General features: G+C 46.5%; 17 protein-coding genes and 2 other annotated features. Of the genes, 15 read left to right on the top strand and 2 right to left on the bottom strand.

What is annotated here, in order from left to right; translation table 11 throughout:
• The first annotated feature begins 21 nt into the window (after positions 1-21).
• From thrS to GJB59_RS07040, 5 genes are all read left to right on the top strand, one after another.
• Complete coding sequence (gene thrS / locus GJB59_RS07060) at positions 22-1,950, top strand: threonine--tRNA ligase (RefSeq protein WP_142827654.1); 1,929 nt, start codon at positions 22-24, stop codon at positions 1,948-1,950.
• A gap of 57 nt (positions 1,951-2,007) precedes the next feature.
• Positions 2,008-2,148 (top strand) — a sequence feature (ribosomal protein L20 leader region).
• Positions 2,149-2,231: 83 nt separating this feature from the next.
• Positions 2,232-2,738 (top strand): translation initiation factor IF-3, encoded by a 507-nt coding sequence (gene infC, locus GJB59_RS07055; protein WP_142827655.1) that lies wholly within the window; start codon positions 2,232-2,234, stop codon positions 2,736-2,738.
• 27 nt (positions 2,739-2,765) lie between these two features.
• Positions 2,766-2,966 (top strand): 50S ribosomal protein L35, encoded by a 201-nt coding sequence (rpmI, locus tag GJB59_RS07050; protein WP_006831131.1) that lies wholly within the window; start codon positions 2,766-2,768, stop codon positions 2,964-2,966.
• Positions 2,967-3,133: 167 nt separating this feature from the next.
• Positions 3,134-3,493, top strand: coding sequence for a 50S ribosomal protein L20 (gene rplT, locus GJB59_RS07045; RefSeq protein WP_142827656.1), 360 nt, complete (start codon positions 3,134-3,136; stop codon positions 3,491-3,493).
• Positions 3,494-3,865: 372 nt separating this feature from the next.
• Positions 3,866-4,144, top strand: a complete 279-nt coding sequence (locus GJB59_RS07040; protein WP_142827657.1) for a DUF1294 domain-containing protein — start codon at positions 3,866-3,868, stop codon at positions 4,142-4,144.
• A 3-nt stretch (positions 4,145-4,147) separates the two neighbouring features.
• On the opposite strand, the gene GJB59_RS07035 is transcribed toward GJB59_RS07040, so the two are convergent.
• On the bottom strand, positions 4,148-4,540 hold the full coding sequence (locus GJB59_RS07035) for a sigma-w pathway protein ysdB (RefSeq protein WP_142827658.1): 393 nt from the start codon (positions 4,538-4,540) through the stop codon (positions 4,148-4,150).
• Positions 4,541-4,636: 96 nt separating this feature from the next.
• Here GJB59_RS07035 and GJB59_RS07030 point away from each other — a divergent pair, with 96 nt between their 5' ends.
• The 10 genes from GJB59_RS07030 to pheT all read left to right on the top strand — a co-directional run bounded on the left by GJB59_RS07030 (position 4,637) and on the right by pheT (position 13,579).
• Positions 4,637-5,122 (top strand): dUTP diphosphatase, encoded by a 486-nt coding sequence (locus GJB59_RS07030; protein WP_142827659.1) that lies wholly within the window; start codon positions 4,637-4,639, stop codon positions 5,120-5,122.
• 75 nt (positions 5,123-5,197) lie between these two features.
• Positions 5,198-6,286 (top strand): M42 family metallopeptidase, encoded by a 1,089-nt coding sequence (locus GJB59_RS07025; protein WP_142827660.1) that lies wholly within the window; start codon positions 5,198-5,200, stop codon positions 6,284-6,286.
• A 323-nt stretch (positions 6,287-6,609) separates the two neighbouring features.
• On the top strand, positions 6,610-6,888 hold the full coding sequence (locus GJB59_RS19115; protein WP_236015465.1) for a hypothetical protein: 279 nt from the start codon (positions 6,610-6,612) through the stop codon (positions 6,886-6,888).
• Positions 6,770-7,570: a nuclease-related domain-containing protein gene (locus GJB59_RS07020; protein WP_236015464.1), complete on the top strand. Its 801-nt coding sequence runs from the start codon at positions 6,770-6,772 to the stop codon at positions 7,568-7,570. The genes GJB59_RS19115 and GJB59_RS07020 overlap by 119 nt, the downstream gene beginning before the upstream one ends.
• A gap of 159 nt (positions 7,571-7,729) precedes the next feature.
• Positions 7,730-7,942, top strand: a complete 213-nt coding sequence (locus tag GJB59_RS07015; protein WP_142827661.1) for a helix-turn-helix transcriptional regulator — start codon at positions 7,730-7,732, stop codon at positions 7,940-7,942.
• Complete coding sequence (locus tag GJB59_RS07010; RefSeq protein WP_142827662.1) at positions 7,932-8,432, top strand: hypothetical protein; 501 nt, start codon at positions 7,932-7,934, stop codon at positions 8,430-8,432. Before GJB59_RS07015 ends, GJB59_RS07010 begins: the two co-directional genes overlap by 11 nt.
• On the top strand, positions 8,429-8,878 hold the full coding sequence (locus GJB59_RS07005) for a small multi-drug export protein (RefSeq protein ID WP_142827663.1): 450 nt from the start codon (positions 8,429-8,431) through the stop codon (positions 8,876-8,878). Before GJB59_RS07010 ends, GJB59_RS07005 begins: the two co-directional genes overlap by 4 nt.
• A gap of 170 nt (positions 8,879-9,048) precedes the next feature.
• On the top strand, positions 9,049-9,816 hold the full coding sequence (locus GJB59_RS07000; protein WP_142827664.1) for a TrmH family RNA methyltransferase: 768 nt from the start codon (positions 9,049-9,051) through the stop codon (positions 9,814-9,816).
• A 45-nt stretch (positions 9,817-9,861) separates the two neighbouring features.
• Positions 9,862-10,089, top strand: a binding site (T-box leader).
• Between the two features lie 38 nt (positions 10,090-10,127).
• Positions 10,128-11,165 (top strand): phenylalanine--tRNA ligase subunit alpha, encoded by a 1,038-nt coding sequence (gene pheS, locus GJB59_RS06995; RefSeq protein ID WP_142827665.1) that lies wholly within the window; start codon positions 10,128-10,130, stop codon positions 11,163-11,165.
• A 14-nt stretch (positions 11,166-11,179) separates the two neighbouring features.
• Positions 11,180-13,579, top strand: coding sequence for a phenylalanine--tRNA ligase subunit beta (gene pheT / locus GJB59_RS06990; RefSeq protein ID WP_142827666.1), 2,400 nt, complete (start codon positions 11,180-11,182; stop codon positions 13,577-13,579).
• A 59-nt stretch (positions 13,580-13,638) separates the two neighbouring features.
• Here the strand turns inward: pheT and rnhC are convergent, their stop codons facing one another.
• Positions 13,639-14,568, bottom strand: coding sequence for a ribonuclease HIII (rnhC, locus tag GJB59_RS06985; RefSeq protein ID WP_142827667.1), 930 nt, complete (start codon positions 14,566-14,568; stop codon positions 13,639-13,641).
• Between the last annotated feature and the right edge of the window lie 24 nt (positions 14,569-14,592).

The following is a 14,592-nucleotide window of genomic DNA, read 5'->3' as shown; positions in this document are numbered from 1 at the left end:
TAACTAAAAGGAGAGATTGGCATGGCAGACATGATTCAACTAAAATTCCCTGATGGAGCAGTAAAAGAGTTTGAACAGGGCACAACTACTGAAGAAATTGCACAATCAATCAGCCCGGGGTTGCGCAAAAAAGCGTTGGCCGGCAAAGTAGGCGGCCAACTGGTCGACTTGCGTGCACCTTTAAAAGAAGATGGGGAAATTGCCATCATCACTCCTGAATCCGACGAAGCATTGGAAGTATTGCGCCATAGCACTGCACATTTATTGGCACAGGCGATCAAGCGGATGTATCCGGATGCCAAACTTGGAGTTGGTCCGGTTATCGAAAACGGCTTTTATTATGACATCGATACAGAATCAGCGATCACTTCAGAAGATTTGCCGCTGATTGAAAAAGAAATGAAGCAAATCATCAACGAAAACGTCGAGATCATTCGCCACGACGTAACACGTGCAGAAGCGCAGCAACGATTTGCGGCAATTGAGGATCCATACAAATTGGAACTGCTTGAAGCGATTCCGGAAGATGACCAAGTATCTATCTACGAGCAGGGCGACTTTTTTGACCTTTGCCGGGGAATTCATGTACCGTCGACTGGAAAATTGAAAGAGTTTAAATTATTGAGTGTAGCCGGAGCGTATTGGAGAGGGAACAGCGACAACAAAATGCTTCAGCGCATCTACGGAACTGCTTTCTTCAAAAAAGAAGATTTGAAAGCGCATCTTGAAATGCTGGAAGAAGCAAAAGAACGCGACCACCGTAAAATCGGGAAAGAATTGAATTTATTCATGAACTCCCAAAAGGTTGGCCAAGGCTTGCCAATGTGGCTGCCAAAAGGTGCGACAATTCGCCGCATCATCGAACGTTATATCGTCGACAAAGAAGAGCGTTTGGGCTATGACCACGTCTATACTCCTGTTATGGGCAGTGTAGAACTGTACAAGACTAGCGGCCACTGGGATCATTACCAGGAAGACATGTTCCCGGTTATGAAAATGGACAACGAAGAATTGGTCTTGCGTCCGATGAACTGCCCGCATCATATGATGATTTTCAAACAAGGCATTCATTCATACCGCCAGCTGCCGATCCGTATTGCAGAACTCGGATTGATGCACCGCTATGAAATGTCAGGCGCATTATCAGGACTGCAGCGTGTTCGCGGGATGACGCTGAATGACGCTCACATCTTTGTCCGACCTGACCAAATTAAAGAAGAGTTTAAGCGCGTGGTGAATTTAGTAGTTGAAGTGTATAAGGATTTTGACATCAAGGATTATTCGTTCCGTTTGTCTTACCGTGATCCAGCGGATAAAGAAAAATACTTTGACGACGACGCCATGTGGAACCGTGCTCAGGCGATGCTGAAAGAAGCGATGGATGAGCTGGAAATCGATTATACAGAAGTTGAAGGCGAAGCCGCATTCTACGGACCGAAAGTGGATGTCCAGGTGAAAACAGCTCTTGGCAAAGAAGAGACACTGTCGACTGTCCAGCTTGATTTCCTTTTGCCGGAACGTTTTGATTTGTCGTATATCGGCGAAGACGGCAAACAGCACCGTCCGGTCGTTATTCACCGCGGGGTTGTTTCGACAATGGAGCGCTTTGTTGCGTTCCTGATCGAAGAATACAAAGGAGCTTTCCCGACTTGGCTTGCACCAGTGCAAGTGGAATTGATTCCGGTTTCGCTTGACGCGCACAGTGTTTATACAAAAGAGCTGCAGGAAAAACTGCAATCTCATAAAATCCGCGTTGATATTGATGAGCGCGACGAAAAGCTTGGCTATAAGATCCGTGAAGCACAAATGCAAAAAGTGCCATACATGCTGGTCATCGGTGATAAAGAACTGGAAGACGGTTCTGTCAATGTCCGGAAATACGGTGAACAGAAGTCCGAAAGCATGCTTTTTGAAGACTTCGTCAAACTGGTTCACAGCGAACTTCGCTAGAACGGTTGACAGTCACTAGGGCGCGTGATATTATGAATAAGGTTATAGAATACTTATATGTGCAAGCAGGAGCACCCGCTTCTCACCTGATCGACCGATTGTTGGCAGGTATACACGATTGACTTTTACATGCAGAAAGAAGCATGTTGTCATATTTGCGGGTGGACCTCTGTGGTCCATCCGCTTTTGTTTTGATCGGAACCCTGTAAACCGGTTCGGCCGGTTCACACATTTAAGCTATTCGCGACACTATCCGGAGGTGGATTACTATTAGCAAAGACATCAATGTAAATGAAGGTATTCGTGCACGTGAGTTGCGAGTTATTGATCAAAACGGTGAACAACTTGGCATCAAAACGCGTAACGAAGCACTTGAAATTGCAGCTCGTGTCAACTTGGATCTTGTTCTTGTGGCTCCTCAAGCTAAGCCGCCGGTTGCTCGTATCATGGACCACGGTAAGTTCAAGTTTGAGCAACAGAAGAAAGATCGTGAAATCCGTAAAAATCAGAAAGTGATTATCGTCAAAGAAGTACGCTTAAGCCCTTCAATTGACGATCACGATTTCAACACGAAACTTCGCAATGCAATCAAGTTCCTTGAAAAAGGCGACAAAGTGAAAGCTTCTATTCGTTTTAAAGGCCGTGCGATTACGCACAAAGAAATCGGACAACGTGTTCTTGAACGTTTCGCAGAAGCGTGCAAAGATGTTGCGACGGTTGAACAGCGCCCTAAAATGGATGGCCGCAGCATGTTCTTGATGCTTGCACCAGTCAACGAAAAAGAATAAGAGATCATTGTTTAGGAGGAATTCGAAATGCCGAAAATGAAAAGCCATAGCGGTGCGTCAAAACGTTTCAAAAAAACGGGTACTGGTAAAGTAAGACGCAACAGCTCACACACTAGCCACTTATTTGCAAACAAATCTACTAAGCAAAAGCGTAAACTTCGCAAAGGGAAACTTGTTTCTTCAGGCGACTTGAAACGCATCAAATCTTTAATCTATAACATGAAGTAAGAAAAGCATAAGCGTCCGTATAGATTGGGCGGGCACGAGACGAAGAGGCGGAGCGGAGCTTTTTGCCGCATAACCACTTTGGCTAATGATCCCGAGAATCTGGGCGCTGAAGTCTGGACATGCAACAAAAAATCGAATTTTATATATTCAGCAGGAGGTAATGTGATATGCCACGCGTAAAAGGTGGAACAGTGACGCGCCAGCGTCGTAAAAAGGTCATTAAATTAGCAAAAGGTTATTATGGTGCAAAGCACATCCTTTTCAAAGTAGCAAACCAACAGGTGATGAAGTCAGGTAACTATGCTTACCGTGACCGTCGCAACAAAAAACGTGATTTCCGTAGACTTTGGATCACACGTATCAACGCAGCAGCTCGCTTGAACGACATTTCATACAGCCGTCTTATGCACGGATTGAAAGTTGCAGGCATCGACATCAACCGCAAAATGCTAGCTGAAATCGCTGTATCTGATGCAGCTGCATTCACAGCATTGGTTGACCAAGCTAAAAACGCAGTAACTAAGTAATAAAAGCATAAGCGCCTGTTTAGGCCCGACAGGCTTAAGGCGGACCATCGAAGCGGCGCTTTTTCCGCACAGATGGGCTGACTTTAGACCCCGAGGGACTAGTCGCTGAAGCTGGATAATAAGAAAAGCGTAAATGACCGTTATGCTCCGACAGGCATAAGATGAACTTCCGAAGCGGCGTCTTTTGCCGCACAGGAAGTTATGTTATGACCCGAGGAGCAGGTCATTGAAGCTGGATAATAAAAGCGCAAGCGCCTGTTTGTTGCAGTCCATAGACATCACACAACTAGAAAGCTGCAATGCTGAGGCGTTTAGCGAAAAACAAAAAGACTGACGAATTTTCGTCAGTCTTTTTTTATGGAGGAAAAACCTATGTTTTTGATTATCTTTGGCTATTTTGCAATTTTGACCGTCATGGCTTTTGTCATGATGAAAGTCGATAAACAGCAGGCACAGCACCGTGGCCAACGGATTCCGGAAAAGAACTTATGGACCGTGGCCATATTCGGCGGGGGCATTGGCGCCTATCTCGGAATGATGGCATTCCGCCACAAAACGAAACATACCAATTTCCGTATTGGATTCCTTGTGCTGGCGATGCTCGATATCGCAATCCTCATCTGGAGTTACCAAAATTTCTACAATGGATGAGCGTTAGGATCCTTCATCTTGCTTCATTAAGCGTTCTATCGGATTTTTCCAGTTGATGCGGGCTTCCGGATAATTCATCAAGATTTCCTTTTCGAGAAAGTGAAAATCTTCTTTCGTGAAGCCCTGCAATTGATCTGGTTTTTCCACCCAGACAAAAATAGTGACAACTTCGAAAGAGTTTTTGGTGGTACCCAGGTATTTTTCGCCTTCGAATAGTACGCCGCGAAGCGCAATAAAAAAGTTTTTTTGAACATTTTTTACGTCATCGAGAAAATAATAAGTTCCCGATTCAAGGGCGGCATCCAATTTCCTTTTAGGATCTACGATATAGCGGATCAATCGGTAAAATAAGTAGATGATCAATGCCAGTACAATGAGGCGTATGAGAAAAGCCATTTGAATTACCCCCTAAGTTACATAGTCCTACTGATATCTATACGAGTGAAAAGTAGTTTGGTTTCAAGATTTATTCTAATAAAAGGAGAGATTTTTATGAAGTTGCAGGAATTGTTCGAAATGCAGGCAGAATTGGATCGCTTTATTCAATCAAGCCAGGGAATCAGCGAAGATGTTTTTCGCAGAAAAGGCCTGGCTTTATTAGTGGAATTGGCAGAACTGGCGAACGAAACACGTTGTTTCAAGTTTTGGAGCACGAAAGGTCCGTCCGAGCGTTCAGTCATTCTGGAGGAATATGTCGATTCAATCCATTTTTTGCTGTCGCTTGGCATCGAAAAAAAGTTGGACACATTGGAAGCGTGGCCGGAAGCAATTGATGAAAAAGATTTGACGGAGCTGTTCCTGGTGACACAAAAAGCGATTCAGGAATTTCTTGAAGATTATTCAATGTCGAACTATGTGGCTATTTGGAGCTGCTATGGCGGACTGGCACTGGCATTGGAGTTCAGCTATGACGAGGTGCTCGAGGCCTATATCCAAAAGAACAAGACCAACTTTGATCGGCAGCACAATGGCTACTGATAAACGAATGTTTTGATAATTATCTGGTATTCTATTATACTAAGTGAGCGATAAACTATTTAGGAGGTCGAAGTAATGACAAAATTGGATGAAACACAATTGATGTTGAAAGAATTGACAGATGCGAACGGCATTCCAGGAAACGAGCGCCAATCGCGTGAAGTCATGAAAAAATACATAGCACCATTTGCCGATTCGGTTGAAACGGACGGTTTAGGCAGCTTGATTGCAAAAAAAGAAGGTTTGGCTGACGGACCGAAGATCATGGTGGCCGGCCACTTGGACGAAGTCGGATTCATGATTTCCCAAATCGATGACAAAGGCTTTTTGAAGTTCCAAACAGTAGGCGGCTGGTGGTCGCAAGTCATGCTCGCGCAGCGAGTGACAATCACAACGCGCAGCGGCAAGGAAATTACAGGTGTGATCGGCTCGAAACCGCCGCATATCCTATCGCCGGAAGCGCGCAAGAAGCCCGTTGAAATCAAAGACATGTTCATTGATATCGGTGCATCAACACGCGAAGAAGCGAAAGAGTGGGGAGTCACTCCAGGCGATATGGTCACACCATATTTCGAGTTCACCGTGATGAACAACGAAAAACTATTAATGGCGAAAGCCTGGGATAACCGCATCGGCTGTGCGATTGCTATCGATGTTTTAAAAGGACTGAAAGGCGTCGACCACCCGAACGTTGTGTACGGAGTAGGTACGGTTCAGGAAGAAATCGGCTTGCGCGGTGCCAAGACGGCAACGGCTCAAATTCAACCGGATATCGGTTTTGCAGTGGACGTTGGCATTGCCGGCGACACACCGGGAATCACCAGCAAAGAGTCGAACAGCAAAATGGGCGACGGACCGCAATTGCTGCTGTTCGATGCATCGATGATTTCGCATCGCGGCTTGCGGGAGCTTGTTGTGGATACAGCTGAAGAAGCTGGCATTCCATATCAATTCGAAACGATTGCAGGCGGCGGGACAGATGCCGGTTCTATCCATTTAACGGCAAACGGCGTTCCTGCCCTGGCGATCGGTGTTGCGACTCGCTATATCCATTCGCACGCAGGCATCCTGCACCGCGACGATTATGAAAACGCAGTAAAGCTGATTATCGAAGTAATCAAGAAGCTAGATAGAGACACGGTCACGCGCATTACATTCGAATAGATGATTGAAACCCTTTCGCTTTTTGCGAAAGGGTTTTTTAGTGGGTGCGACGATTTTGCAAACAAACCGTTGTATTATGCAAATAAAGTCCGTTATTCCGCAAACAAAATGAGATATCCGGCAAACAAAGCGATGTATTACGCAAACAAAGTCCTGTATTCCGCAAACAATCCCTGGAACTTTCGCTTTTCGCTGGCGAAAAGCATCCGTTCAAGTTTTTTGTCCTTGAAGAACTCGGAAAATCAATAGAAATCAAATATAAATATTACGGAAAGAAGAATCGCGCAATGCTATACTCTAGTTATTCTACAGGGAGGTGCTCAATGAGCAAAAAAGAGGTTGTTTTGCTATCAGAAACGGAGTCGCTGGAAAGATTGTTGTACCGGCTGCCCGACAATCATCCGAAACGCCAATTTCTTCAAGTCGAGTTGTATAGAGCGTCTGCCGGAAGCCGGGGAGAAGATCGGCTCGCACGGAAGTTGGTTGAATTCCATCCGGAAGAAAACCATCGATTTCTTTCGAAACATTTGCTTATCGTCGGGCGAATGGGGAGTTCAGATGGACGGCTTACTGCTGACAGAACGCGGTGCGATTATTATTGAGTCGAAAAACATCAGCGGCCAGCTCAATTTTGACAATCAAACCGGCGAATTTTGGAGAACAGATTCAGAAGGTGGACGAACCGTCATGGAAGATCCGACGAGCCAATTGAATAAGAATATGCGCTTCCTCAGGAAATTCTTCAAGCAGCACAAAATCAATTTGCCAATCGAAGGCATCGTTGTTTTTACATCCAAACAGTGCGAGTTCATTACCAAACCTTCAACTCACTTTGTATGCAAAACGTATCAACTCATCGATCATCTATTCGCCATACTCCAGAACTTTCCTCAAAAAACCTCCAACCAAAATTTAGCGAAAATTGATAAGCTTCTTCAAAAATTTCAAACTCCATACAAACGGCAACCCTTATGCCAACTCTACTTTATTGATCCCAAGGAATTGCAGGCAGGAATCCTTTGTATAAACTGTAAAAAGCATACGATGGAACGGAAACATAAAGCAGGATGGAGCTGCAGAAAATGCTTAAAGATAGACCATTTTGCTTTTCAATATGCCGTCCAGGAGTACTTTTCGTTGATTCATACTCAGCTGAGCAACCGGCAGCTTCGGCAATTTTGCAACCTTGACTCTCCTTATGCCGCTTCCCGGCTGTTGGCAACTCTCGATTTGGAAAACACGGGTTCATTGCGGAATCGGACGTACCTAATAAAGAAAAACTAGCTTTTCGCCTTTGGTGAAAAGCTTTTTTATGTATTCCGCAAACAAAAGTGTGAAACCCTAACTACTCAATATAAAATGTTAACTATACTTGACTTAATGTTAAGTATAATGTACATTATGTTATATAAAACGAACATTTAATTAGAAAGGATGAAGCGGATGCTCAAGAATCGGGTTAAAGAACTACGAGCTCGCTACGGCTTGACGCAGAGCGATTTGGGTAAGCAAGTTGACGTTACGCGCCAGACGATCGCGTTTATTGAAAAAGGGGAATTTTCCCCCTCGATTACGCTGGCGTTGAAGCTTGCAAAGTCGCTTCAGACAAATGTCAACGAACTATTTTGGCTGGAGGAGGATGGCAATGAAAAATGATTTTCGCTTGCAGTATCCGTTGTGGATGATGGGATTTATAGTAGTATTGGGAATGTTTGCTTACGGCATTAGTTCTCCCGTGACTGAAATAGTCAACACAGATACCGAACAAAGCATTATGATTGAACTGGAACCAGTTGCCGGATTTATCGTGGTCGGTACAGTTGTACTTTATGTGGCAATGCTGGCAACTTTCATTTTTCAGCTATTGCGCCATAATAGAAAAAATCCAACTCAAAAAGTTTCACCCTTCTCCATCCGTCCGCTTGAATACTTGGAGCAGGATGAAGGAATGACGTATATCACACGAAAAGCCTCTCAAAAGGTTTACACATTCATGTCATGGAGTTTGCCGCTGCTGGCAGTTTTTGCGATGGTTACCCCGTTGCCGCGCCTGTTTATCGTATGGGGAATTCTGCTGGTAGCCCTTATCCAATACGTGATCTATTATGTAGAAATCCGAAAGCATTTTAAGGAGGAAGTTGAATGATCTATGAATATTTTCTTGTCTTTTTAGGGGCCGCTATTCCGTGGCTGGAAATTGCATTAGTAATTCCATTGGGCATTGTCTGGGGACTATCTCCGTTATGGGTAATTGTGGTCGCTTTTGTCGGCAACATGTTGACAGTGCTGGCATTGATTATCGGCTTTGACCGCTTTCAACTTTGGTACAACAAACGCCAGGAGGCGAAAGGCAAAACCGTTTCGAAAAAAAGCGAACGCGCCAAACAGATTTGGAACAAATACGGATTGCCTGGCCTCGCCATGCTCGGCCCGATTTTGATCGGAACGCATATTGCAGCATTTATCGGAATGACGCTAGGCGCGACCAAAAAGAACACAACTGTCTGGCTGACAATCAGCATAGCGGTTTGGTCGTTGGCATTCGGTGTATTGACGGCGCTCGGTTTTGATTTCTTCACAAGGGAAATCTAAGCTGTGTCCAGACTCCAGCGTCCAGCCCCTCGGGTCGCTTCAGCCTTTCCAGCAATGGCAAAAGACGCCTTTACCGTTAAGGCTTCCAGCGCTTGTCGGGGCTAGATGGGCGCTTCCGCTTTTCTGTATGCTATACTGGAACTACTCTGAAATAAAGGCGTGATCCTGTAATGAAAAGAATTGAATCAAACCAAAACTCACTCGTCAAGCATTGGAAAAAGCTTGGAACAACCCGGAAAGAGCGCGACAAGTTTGCGGAATTCCTGGTGGAAGGCTTTCATTTGACGGAAGAAGCCCTAAAGAAAAAAGAGCTTATCAAATCATTGATCGTCCGTGAAGGGGTAGACATTCCCGCAGACTGGGACGTTGACGGGGTTCCTCAATATTCCGTAACGGCCGGAGTGGCCAAGGAGATTTCGGAAACCGAGCATAGCCAAGGGATTTTCGCTCATTGCGCGCAGCCTGAGTTTACGGAAGACGAACAAAAGACGTGGACCAAGCTGCTGATGATTGATGCAGTTCAAGACCCTGGCAACATCGGCACGATGATCCGCACTGCATCCGCAAGCGGCATTGACGCCGTCATCTTGGGAAAAGGCTGTGCAGATCCATTTAATCCAAAAACGGTCCGCTCGGCTCAAGGATCGCATTTCCAGATTCCTGTCGTTAAAGGGGAGCTGATCGACTGGACCGCACAGGCGAAAGCAAGCGGCATCCAAATTTTCGGAACGGCGCTGCAAAACTCGACACCGGTTCACGAAGCCGAGACACACCAAAAGTTTGCGCTAATTGTCGGCAATGAAGGCAGCGGCGTCGATCCGGTCTTGTTGCAGCAAACAGACCAGAATTTGATGGTGCCACTTTACGGCAGTGCAGAATCGCTGAATGTGGCAGTGGCTACAGGTATTCTCCTATACAGCTTGGTGCCGAAAAACTAAGTTTGATAAAAATCGTGAACTTTCGTATAATAAAGAAGTAAATAAGTAAAAGCGAAGAACGGGAAAAGTATGTTGCGCCCTTACATTACAGAGATTCCGCACCTTGACTGGAAGTGTGGATATGTAAACGCCTCAGAAGTTCACCCCGCGAGCTGCCTGACGGGACCAGCAGAAATGCTGTAAAGATGGGCCGGTGAAGAGCCGTTATGTAAATGAGTGATTGCTTTTTGGCGATAACTAGGGTGGTACCGCGAATAATGCCTCGTCCCTTTTCTGGGACGGGGCTTTTTACTGTCTAAGGAGGAGAAAAAATGGAAGCACAATTGCAGGAATTGAAAACACAGGCATTGGATAAGATCACTGCGGCATCGACCGTTAAAGAGTTGAATGACGTGCGTGTGGCTTATTTGGGCAAAAAAGGGCCGATCACCGATTTATTGAAAGGCATGGGGAAACTGCCGGCCGAAGAACGTCCGAAAATGGGTGCTTTGGTTAACGTTGTCCGTGAAGAAGTGACGACGCAGCTGGAAGGCCGCATGGTCATTCTCGAAGAAGAAGCAATCAATCAGAAGCTGCAAAGCGAAACAATCGACATCACGCTGCCGGGCCGTCCCGTCAAAACGGGCAACCCGCATCCGTTGACGCGTGTTGTGGAAGAAATTGAAGACTTGTTCATTTCGATGGGCTATGAAGTGGCAGAAGGCCCGGAAGTGGAAAAAGACTATTATAATTTTGAAGCATTGAACTTGCCGAAAGGACATCCGGCGCGTGATATGCAGGATTCCTTCTATATAACTGAAGACATTTTGCTGCGTACACATACATCGCCGGTACAGGCGCGAACCATGGAAGCAAAAGGCGGCGAACCGATCAAAATCATTTGTCCGGGCAAAGTGTACCGCCGCGACAGTGATGATGCGACTCATTCGCATCAGTTCACGCAAATCGAAGGGTTGGTCATCGGGGAAGATATCCGCATGAGCGATCTTAAAGGGACACTTTCCGTATTCGCCAAGAAAATGTTCGGCGACGATCGTGAAATTCGCCTACGCCCGAGTTTCTTCCCGTTCACGGAGCCTTCTGTGGAAATGGATATTTCCTGCTTTAAATGCGGCGGAAGCGGCTGCAACGTCTGCAAGAAAACAGGCTGGATTGAAATTCTGGGCGCTGGAATGGTGCATCCGAATGTTCTTGAAATGGCCGGCTATGATTCGAAACGCCTGACTGGATTCGCTTTCGGCATGGGGCCAGAACGAATTGCCATGCTTAAATACGGCATCGAGGATATCCGTCATTTCTATACAAACGATGTCCGCTTTTTATCCCAATTCCAACGTACAGAACTTTAAGGAGGAACTAACACATGCTCGTATCCATTAACTGGTTAAAAGACTATGTAAACACTCAACAATTGCCACCTGCTGAACTGGGTGAAAAAATAACGCGTTCCGGCATCGAAGTGGATGCGGTCATTGACCGGTCACACGGCATGACAAATATCGTAGTTGGTTATGTTGAATCGTGCGTCAAGCATCCGGAAGCAGACAAGTTATCAATCTGCCAAGTGAATGTTGGCGAAGAAACTACACAAATCATTTGCGGCGCACCGAACATCGCGGCTGGCCAAAAAGTCATAGTGGCACGTCCCGGCGCAAAACTGCCAGGCGACATCAAGATCAAAAAAGCCAAACTTCGCGGTGAAGAATCGCACGGCATGATCTGCTCGCTGCAGGAACTGGGCATTGAAGGCAAGCTGGTGCCGAAAGCTTACGCTGAAGGCATTTACGTATTGCCGGAAGACGCGGAAACCGGTTCTGACGTTCTGACAAACTTCGATTTGAACGATACCGTATTGGAACTGGGATTGACGCCGAACCGCGCAGACGCCATGAGCATGCTTGGAGTCGCTTATGAAGTGGGTGCAATTCTTTCTGAAGAAGTGCAACTTCCTGAAATCAGCTACAAAGAAGCATCCGACACAGCAGCATCCATGCTGACATTAAATGTTGATGCACCTGAAGCCAATCCGCTATATGTAGCGAAAGTTGTCCGCAACATTAAAGTGCAGGAGTCACCGATGTGGCTGCAGCAGCGTTTGATGGTAGCTGGTGTCCGTCCGCATAATAACGTGGTCGACGTGACCAACTACATTTTGATGGAATACGGCCAGCCGCTTCACGCATTTGACTACGACTTGCTGGAAACGGGCAATATCACTGTTCGCCACGCAAAAGAAGGCGAAATGATTACCACATTGGACGATGCGGAACGCAAACTGTCCGGCCACCAGCTGGTCATAACCAACGGCGAAAAACCAGTGGCGATTGCCGGTGTCATGGGCGGCGCGGACTCGGAAGTAAGTGAAGCGACGACGACTGTTGTGATCGAATCTGCTTATTTCGAATCCGGTTCTGTTCGCCAAACTTCGAAAGACCACGGACTACGCAGCGATGCGAGTTCACGCTATGAAAAAGGCGTGGATCCAAACCGTGTCATCCCGGCTGCAGAGCGCGCAGCGCAATTGCTGTCTGAGCTTGCGGGTGGAGAAGTATTGGCTGGATCTGTGGTATTCGACGAATTGAATAAAGAAGAGAAAATTGTTAAAGTTTCTCCGGATTTCATTAACAGCCGTCTGGGGATGAAGATTTCCTTTGAAGACATGTGGGATATTCTGAACCGTTTGAAATTCAATACGGAAGCGGCAAATGGCCAACTGGTCATTTCCGTTCCGACACGCCGCCAGGACATCCAGATTCCTGAAGATGTGATTGAAGAAATTGCACGACTGTATGGCTATGATGAAATTCCTGCAACTTTGCCGGAAGCAGAAACGACTCCTGGCGGTTTGACGCCTTATCAGGCCAAACGCCGCATTGTCCGCTCGCTTTTGGAAGGTGCTGGATTGCTTCAAGCAACGACCTATTCGCTGACTTCCGAGAAATCGGCGAAGCAATTTGCTTTAGAAGAAACAGAAACAACGCGTTTGTTAATGCCAATGAGCGAAGAACGCAGCATCCTGCGACAAAGCCTGTTGCCGCACCTTTTGGAATCAGTCACGTATAACACAGCGAGAAGAATGGATTCGGTGGCTTTGTATGAAACCGGTTCGGTGTTCTTAAAAGGCGACGACGAGCTATTGAACGAGCAGGAGCATTTGGCAGTGGCAATGACCGGCTTGTGGCTCGACAACAGCTGGCAAGGCGAGAAAAAGCCAGTCGACTTTTTTGTGCTGAAAGGCATTGTGGAAACGCTTGGCACGAAACTCGGCGTCCAGTTGACATTTGAACGCGGCCAAATGGATGATTTGCATCCAGGCAGAACGGCATTTATCATGCTTGATGGCCAACGCATCGGCGTTATCGGACAGCTGCATCCAACCGAACAAAAAGCACGCGACTTGAAAACAACAGTCGTTATGGAATTGAACCTGGCAGCGCTGTTGAATATTGAGACAGCAGCATTGCTCTATACGCCAGTGCCGCGTTATCCATCCATGTCACGTGATGTGGCATTAGTGCTTTCCAAAGTTGTTGAAGCTGGAACAATCGAAACAGTTATCCGCAACGCAGGCGGCAAGCTGTTGAAAGATGTCCGCGTGTTTGACCTGTACGAAGGCGACAAAATGGAAGAAGGCAAAAAATCAGTCGCCTTCTCCTTGACCTACTTCGATCCTGAAAAAACCTTGACGGATGAAGAAGTCATCAACGCTCATGAAAAAGTATTGGCAGCTTTGACGGAAGTTGGAGCAGAGTTGAGGAGTTAAAAGTATAGTAACTATAATAAAAACCTCGAGAAATTTTCTCGAGGTTTTTTCTTCGTATATCAACGCCGCTTCTCAGCCAACCCCTTCGCCTTCCCCGTATTAGCAAAATGCACCTTAGTCAACCTCTCCAAATACTCCTCGCCATGCTTCAGCAAAATCTTCGCCGCTGCTTCGTCGACAATCTTTCCAGCGCCTTTTGGCAGCGTAACTCCAGCTTCAGCGCTCATGCGGTCCATCTCTTCGAGAAAGGCAACGCGGGCGATGATGGAAGCGCAGGCAACCGAGACATGGAGGCCTTCTGCTTTTGTGGAAAATAAGACATTCTCACGGATGATTTCGGGTTCTTCTTTAATGTGCTTGTAGTAGATGCCGCGCTCGGCAAACTGATCGATCAGGATGGCGTCCGGTTTTTCGGGTGCAATATCGTTTAGAACATATTTGAGCGCCTGGTTATGCAGCAATGCTTTTATTTTCCCTTGCGACCAGCCCTGGCCTTGCACTTTATTGTACTTTTCATTTTTCAGGGTCAGCACTTTATGGGCGAATGCTTCTTTTAAATCAGGAGCCACTTGGCGCATCCACGCATCAGTCAGCTGCTTGGAATCTTTGACGCCGAGCTCATGGGCAAGCTCGACTTTATCGGCCGGTACGTAGCAGGCAGCGACCGTGATCGGTCCAAAGAAATCGCCAGTGCCGGTTTCATCGGATCCCAGGACAGATAGGCTGGCAAAGCCGTCGGGCAGTTTGTCGCCTTTAGTGGAAACCGTTTTTTCAACCGCTGTTTCTGCGGTGCCCCATTTTGTGGCTTCCCGGGCTGCTCCATTTCCTTGGAACATGACTTTCCCGGAAGTGTAAACGGTCACGACAGTGTCCGTCAACTTAGCGGTGAAGCGGGCATACGGATTTTTAGTTTGGGTCTTGTGTTTCTCGTAATGCGTGATCAGTTGGAGGAGGCTTTCCTCCGGCAGTTTCAGGACAGTATTGGACATGGACGAGTCACCTTTCTTTGATTC

Source organism: Planococcus soli, from assembly GCF_016881065.1.
Classification (GTDB): domain Bacteria; phylum Bacillota; class Bacilli; order Bacillales_A; family Planococcaceae; genus Planococcus; species Planococcus soli.
This window is presented reverse-complemented; position numbering and strand designations above follow the sequence as displayed.

What these genes read in the sequence shown, in the direction of transcription:
- GJB59_RS07025 (WP_142827660.1), top strand. Translation starts at nt 5,198, where the DNA reads ATGACAAAATTGGATGAAACACAATTGATGTTGAAAGAATTGACAGAT.
- thrS (WP_142827654.1), top strand. Translation starts at nt 22, where the DNA reads ATGGCAGACATGATTCAACTAAAATTCCCTGATGGAGCAGTAAAAGAG.
- GJB59_RS07030 (WP_142827659.1), top strand. Translation starts at nt 4,637, where the DNA reads ATGAAGTTGCAGGAATTGTTCGAAATGCAGGCAGAATTGGATCGCTTT.
- GJB59_RS07040 (WP_142827657.1), top strand. Translation starts at nt 3,866, where the DNA reads ATGTTTTTGATTATCTTTGGCTATTTTGCAATTTTGACCGTCATGGCT.
- GJB59_RS07015 (WP_142827661.1), top strand. Translation starts at nt 7,730, where the DNA reads ATGCTCAAGAATCGGGTTAAAGAACTACGAGCTCGCTACGGCTTGACG.
- GJB59_RS07005 (WP_142827663.1), top strand. Translation starts at nt 8,429, where the DNA reads ATGATCTATGAATATTTTCTTGTCTTTTTAGGGGCCGCTATTCCGTGG.
- pheS (WP_142827665.1), top strand. Translation starts at nt 10,128, where the DNA reads ATGGAAGCACAATTGCAGGAATTGAAAACACAGGCATTGGATAAGATC.
- rplT (WP_142827656.1), top strand. Translation starts at nt 3,134, where the DNA reads ATGCCACGCGTAAAAGGTGGAACAGTGACGCGCCAGCGTCGTAAAAAG.
- rpmI (WP_006831131.1), top strand. Translation starts at nt 2,766, where the DNA reads ATGCCGAAAATGAAAAGCCATAGCGGTGCGTCAAAACGTTTCAAAAAA.
- pheT (WP_142827666.1), top strand. Translation starts at nt 11,180, where the DNA reads ATGCTCGTATCCATTAACTGGTTAAAAGACTATGTAAACACTCAACAA.
- rnhC (WP_142827667.1), bottom strand. Translation starts at nt 14,568, where the DNA reads ATGTCCAATACTGTCCTGAAACTGCCGGAGGAAAGCCTCCTCCAACTG.
- GJB59_RS07000 (WP_142827664.1), top strand. Translation starts at nt 9,049, where the DNA reads ATGAAAAGAATTGAATCAAACCAAAACTCACTCGTCAAGCATTGGAAA.
- GJB59_RS19115 (WP_236015465.1), top strand. Translation starts at nt 6,610, where the DNA reads ATGAGCAAAAAAGAGGTTGTTTTGCTATCAGAAACGGAGTCGCTGGAA.
- GJB59_RS07010 (WP_142827662.1), top strand. Translation starts at nt 7,932, where the DNA reads ATGAAAAATGATTTTCGCTTGCAGTATCCGTTGTGGATGATGGGATTT.
- GJB59_RS07035 (WP_142827658.1), bottom strand. Translation starts at nt 4,540, where the DNA reads ATGGCTTTTCTCATACGCCTCATTGTACTGGCATTGATCATCTACTTA.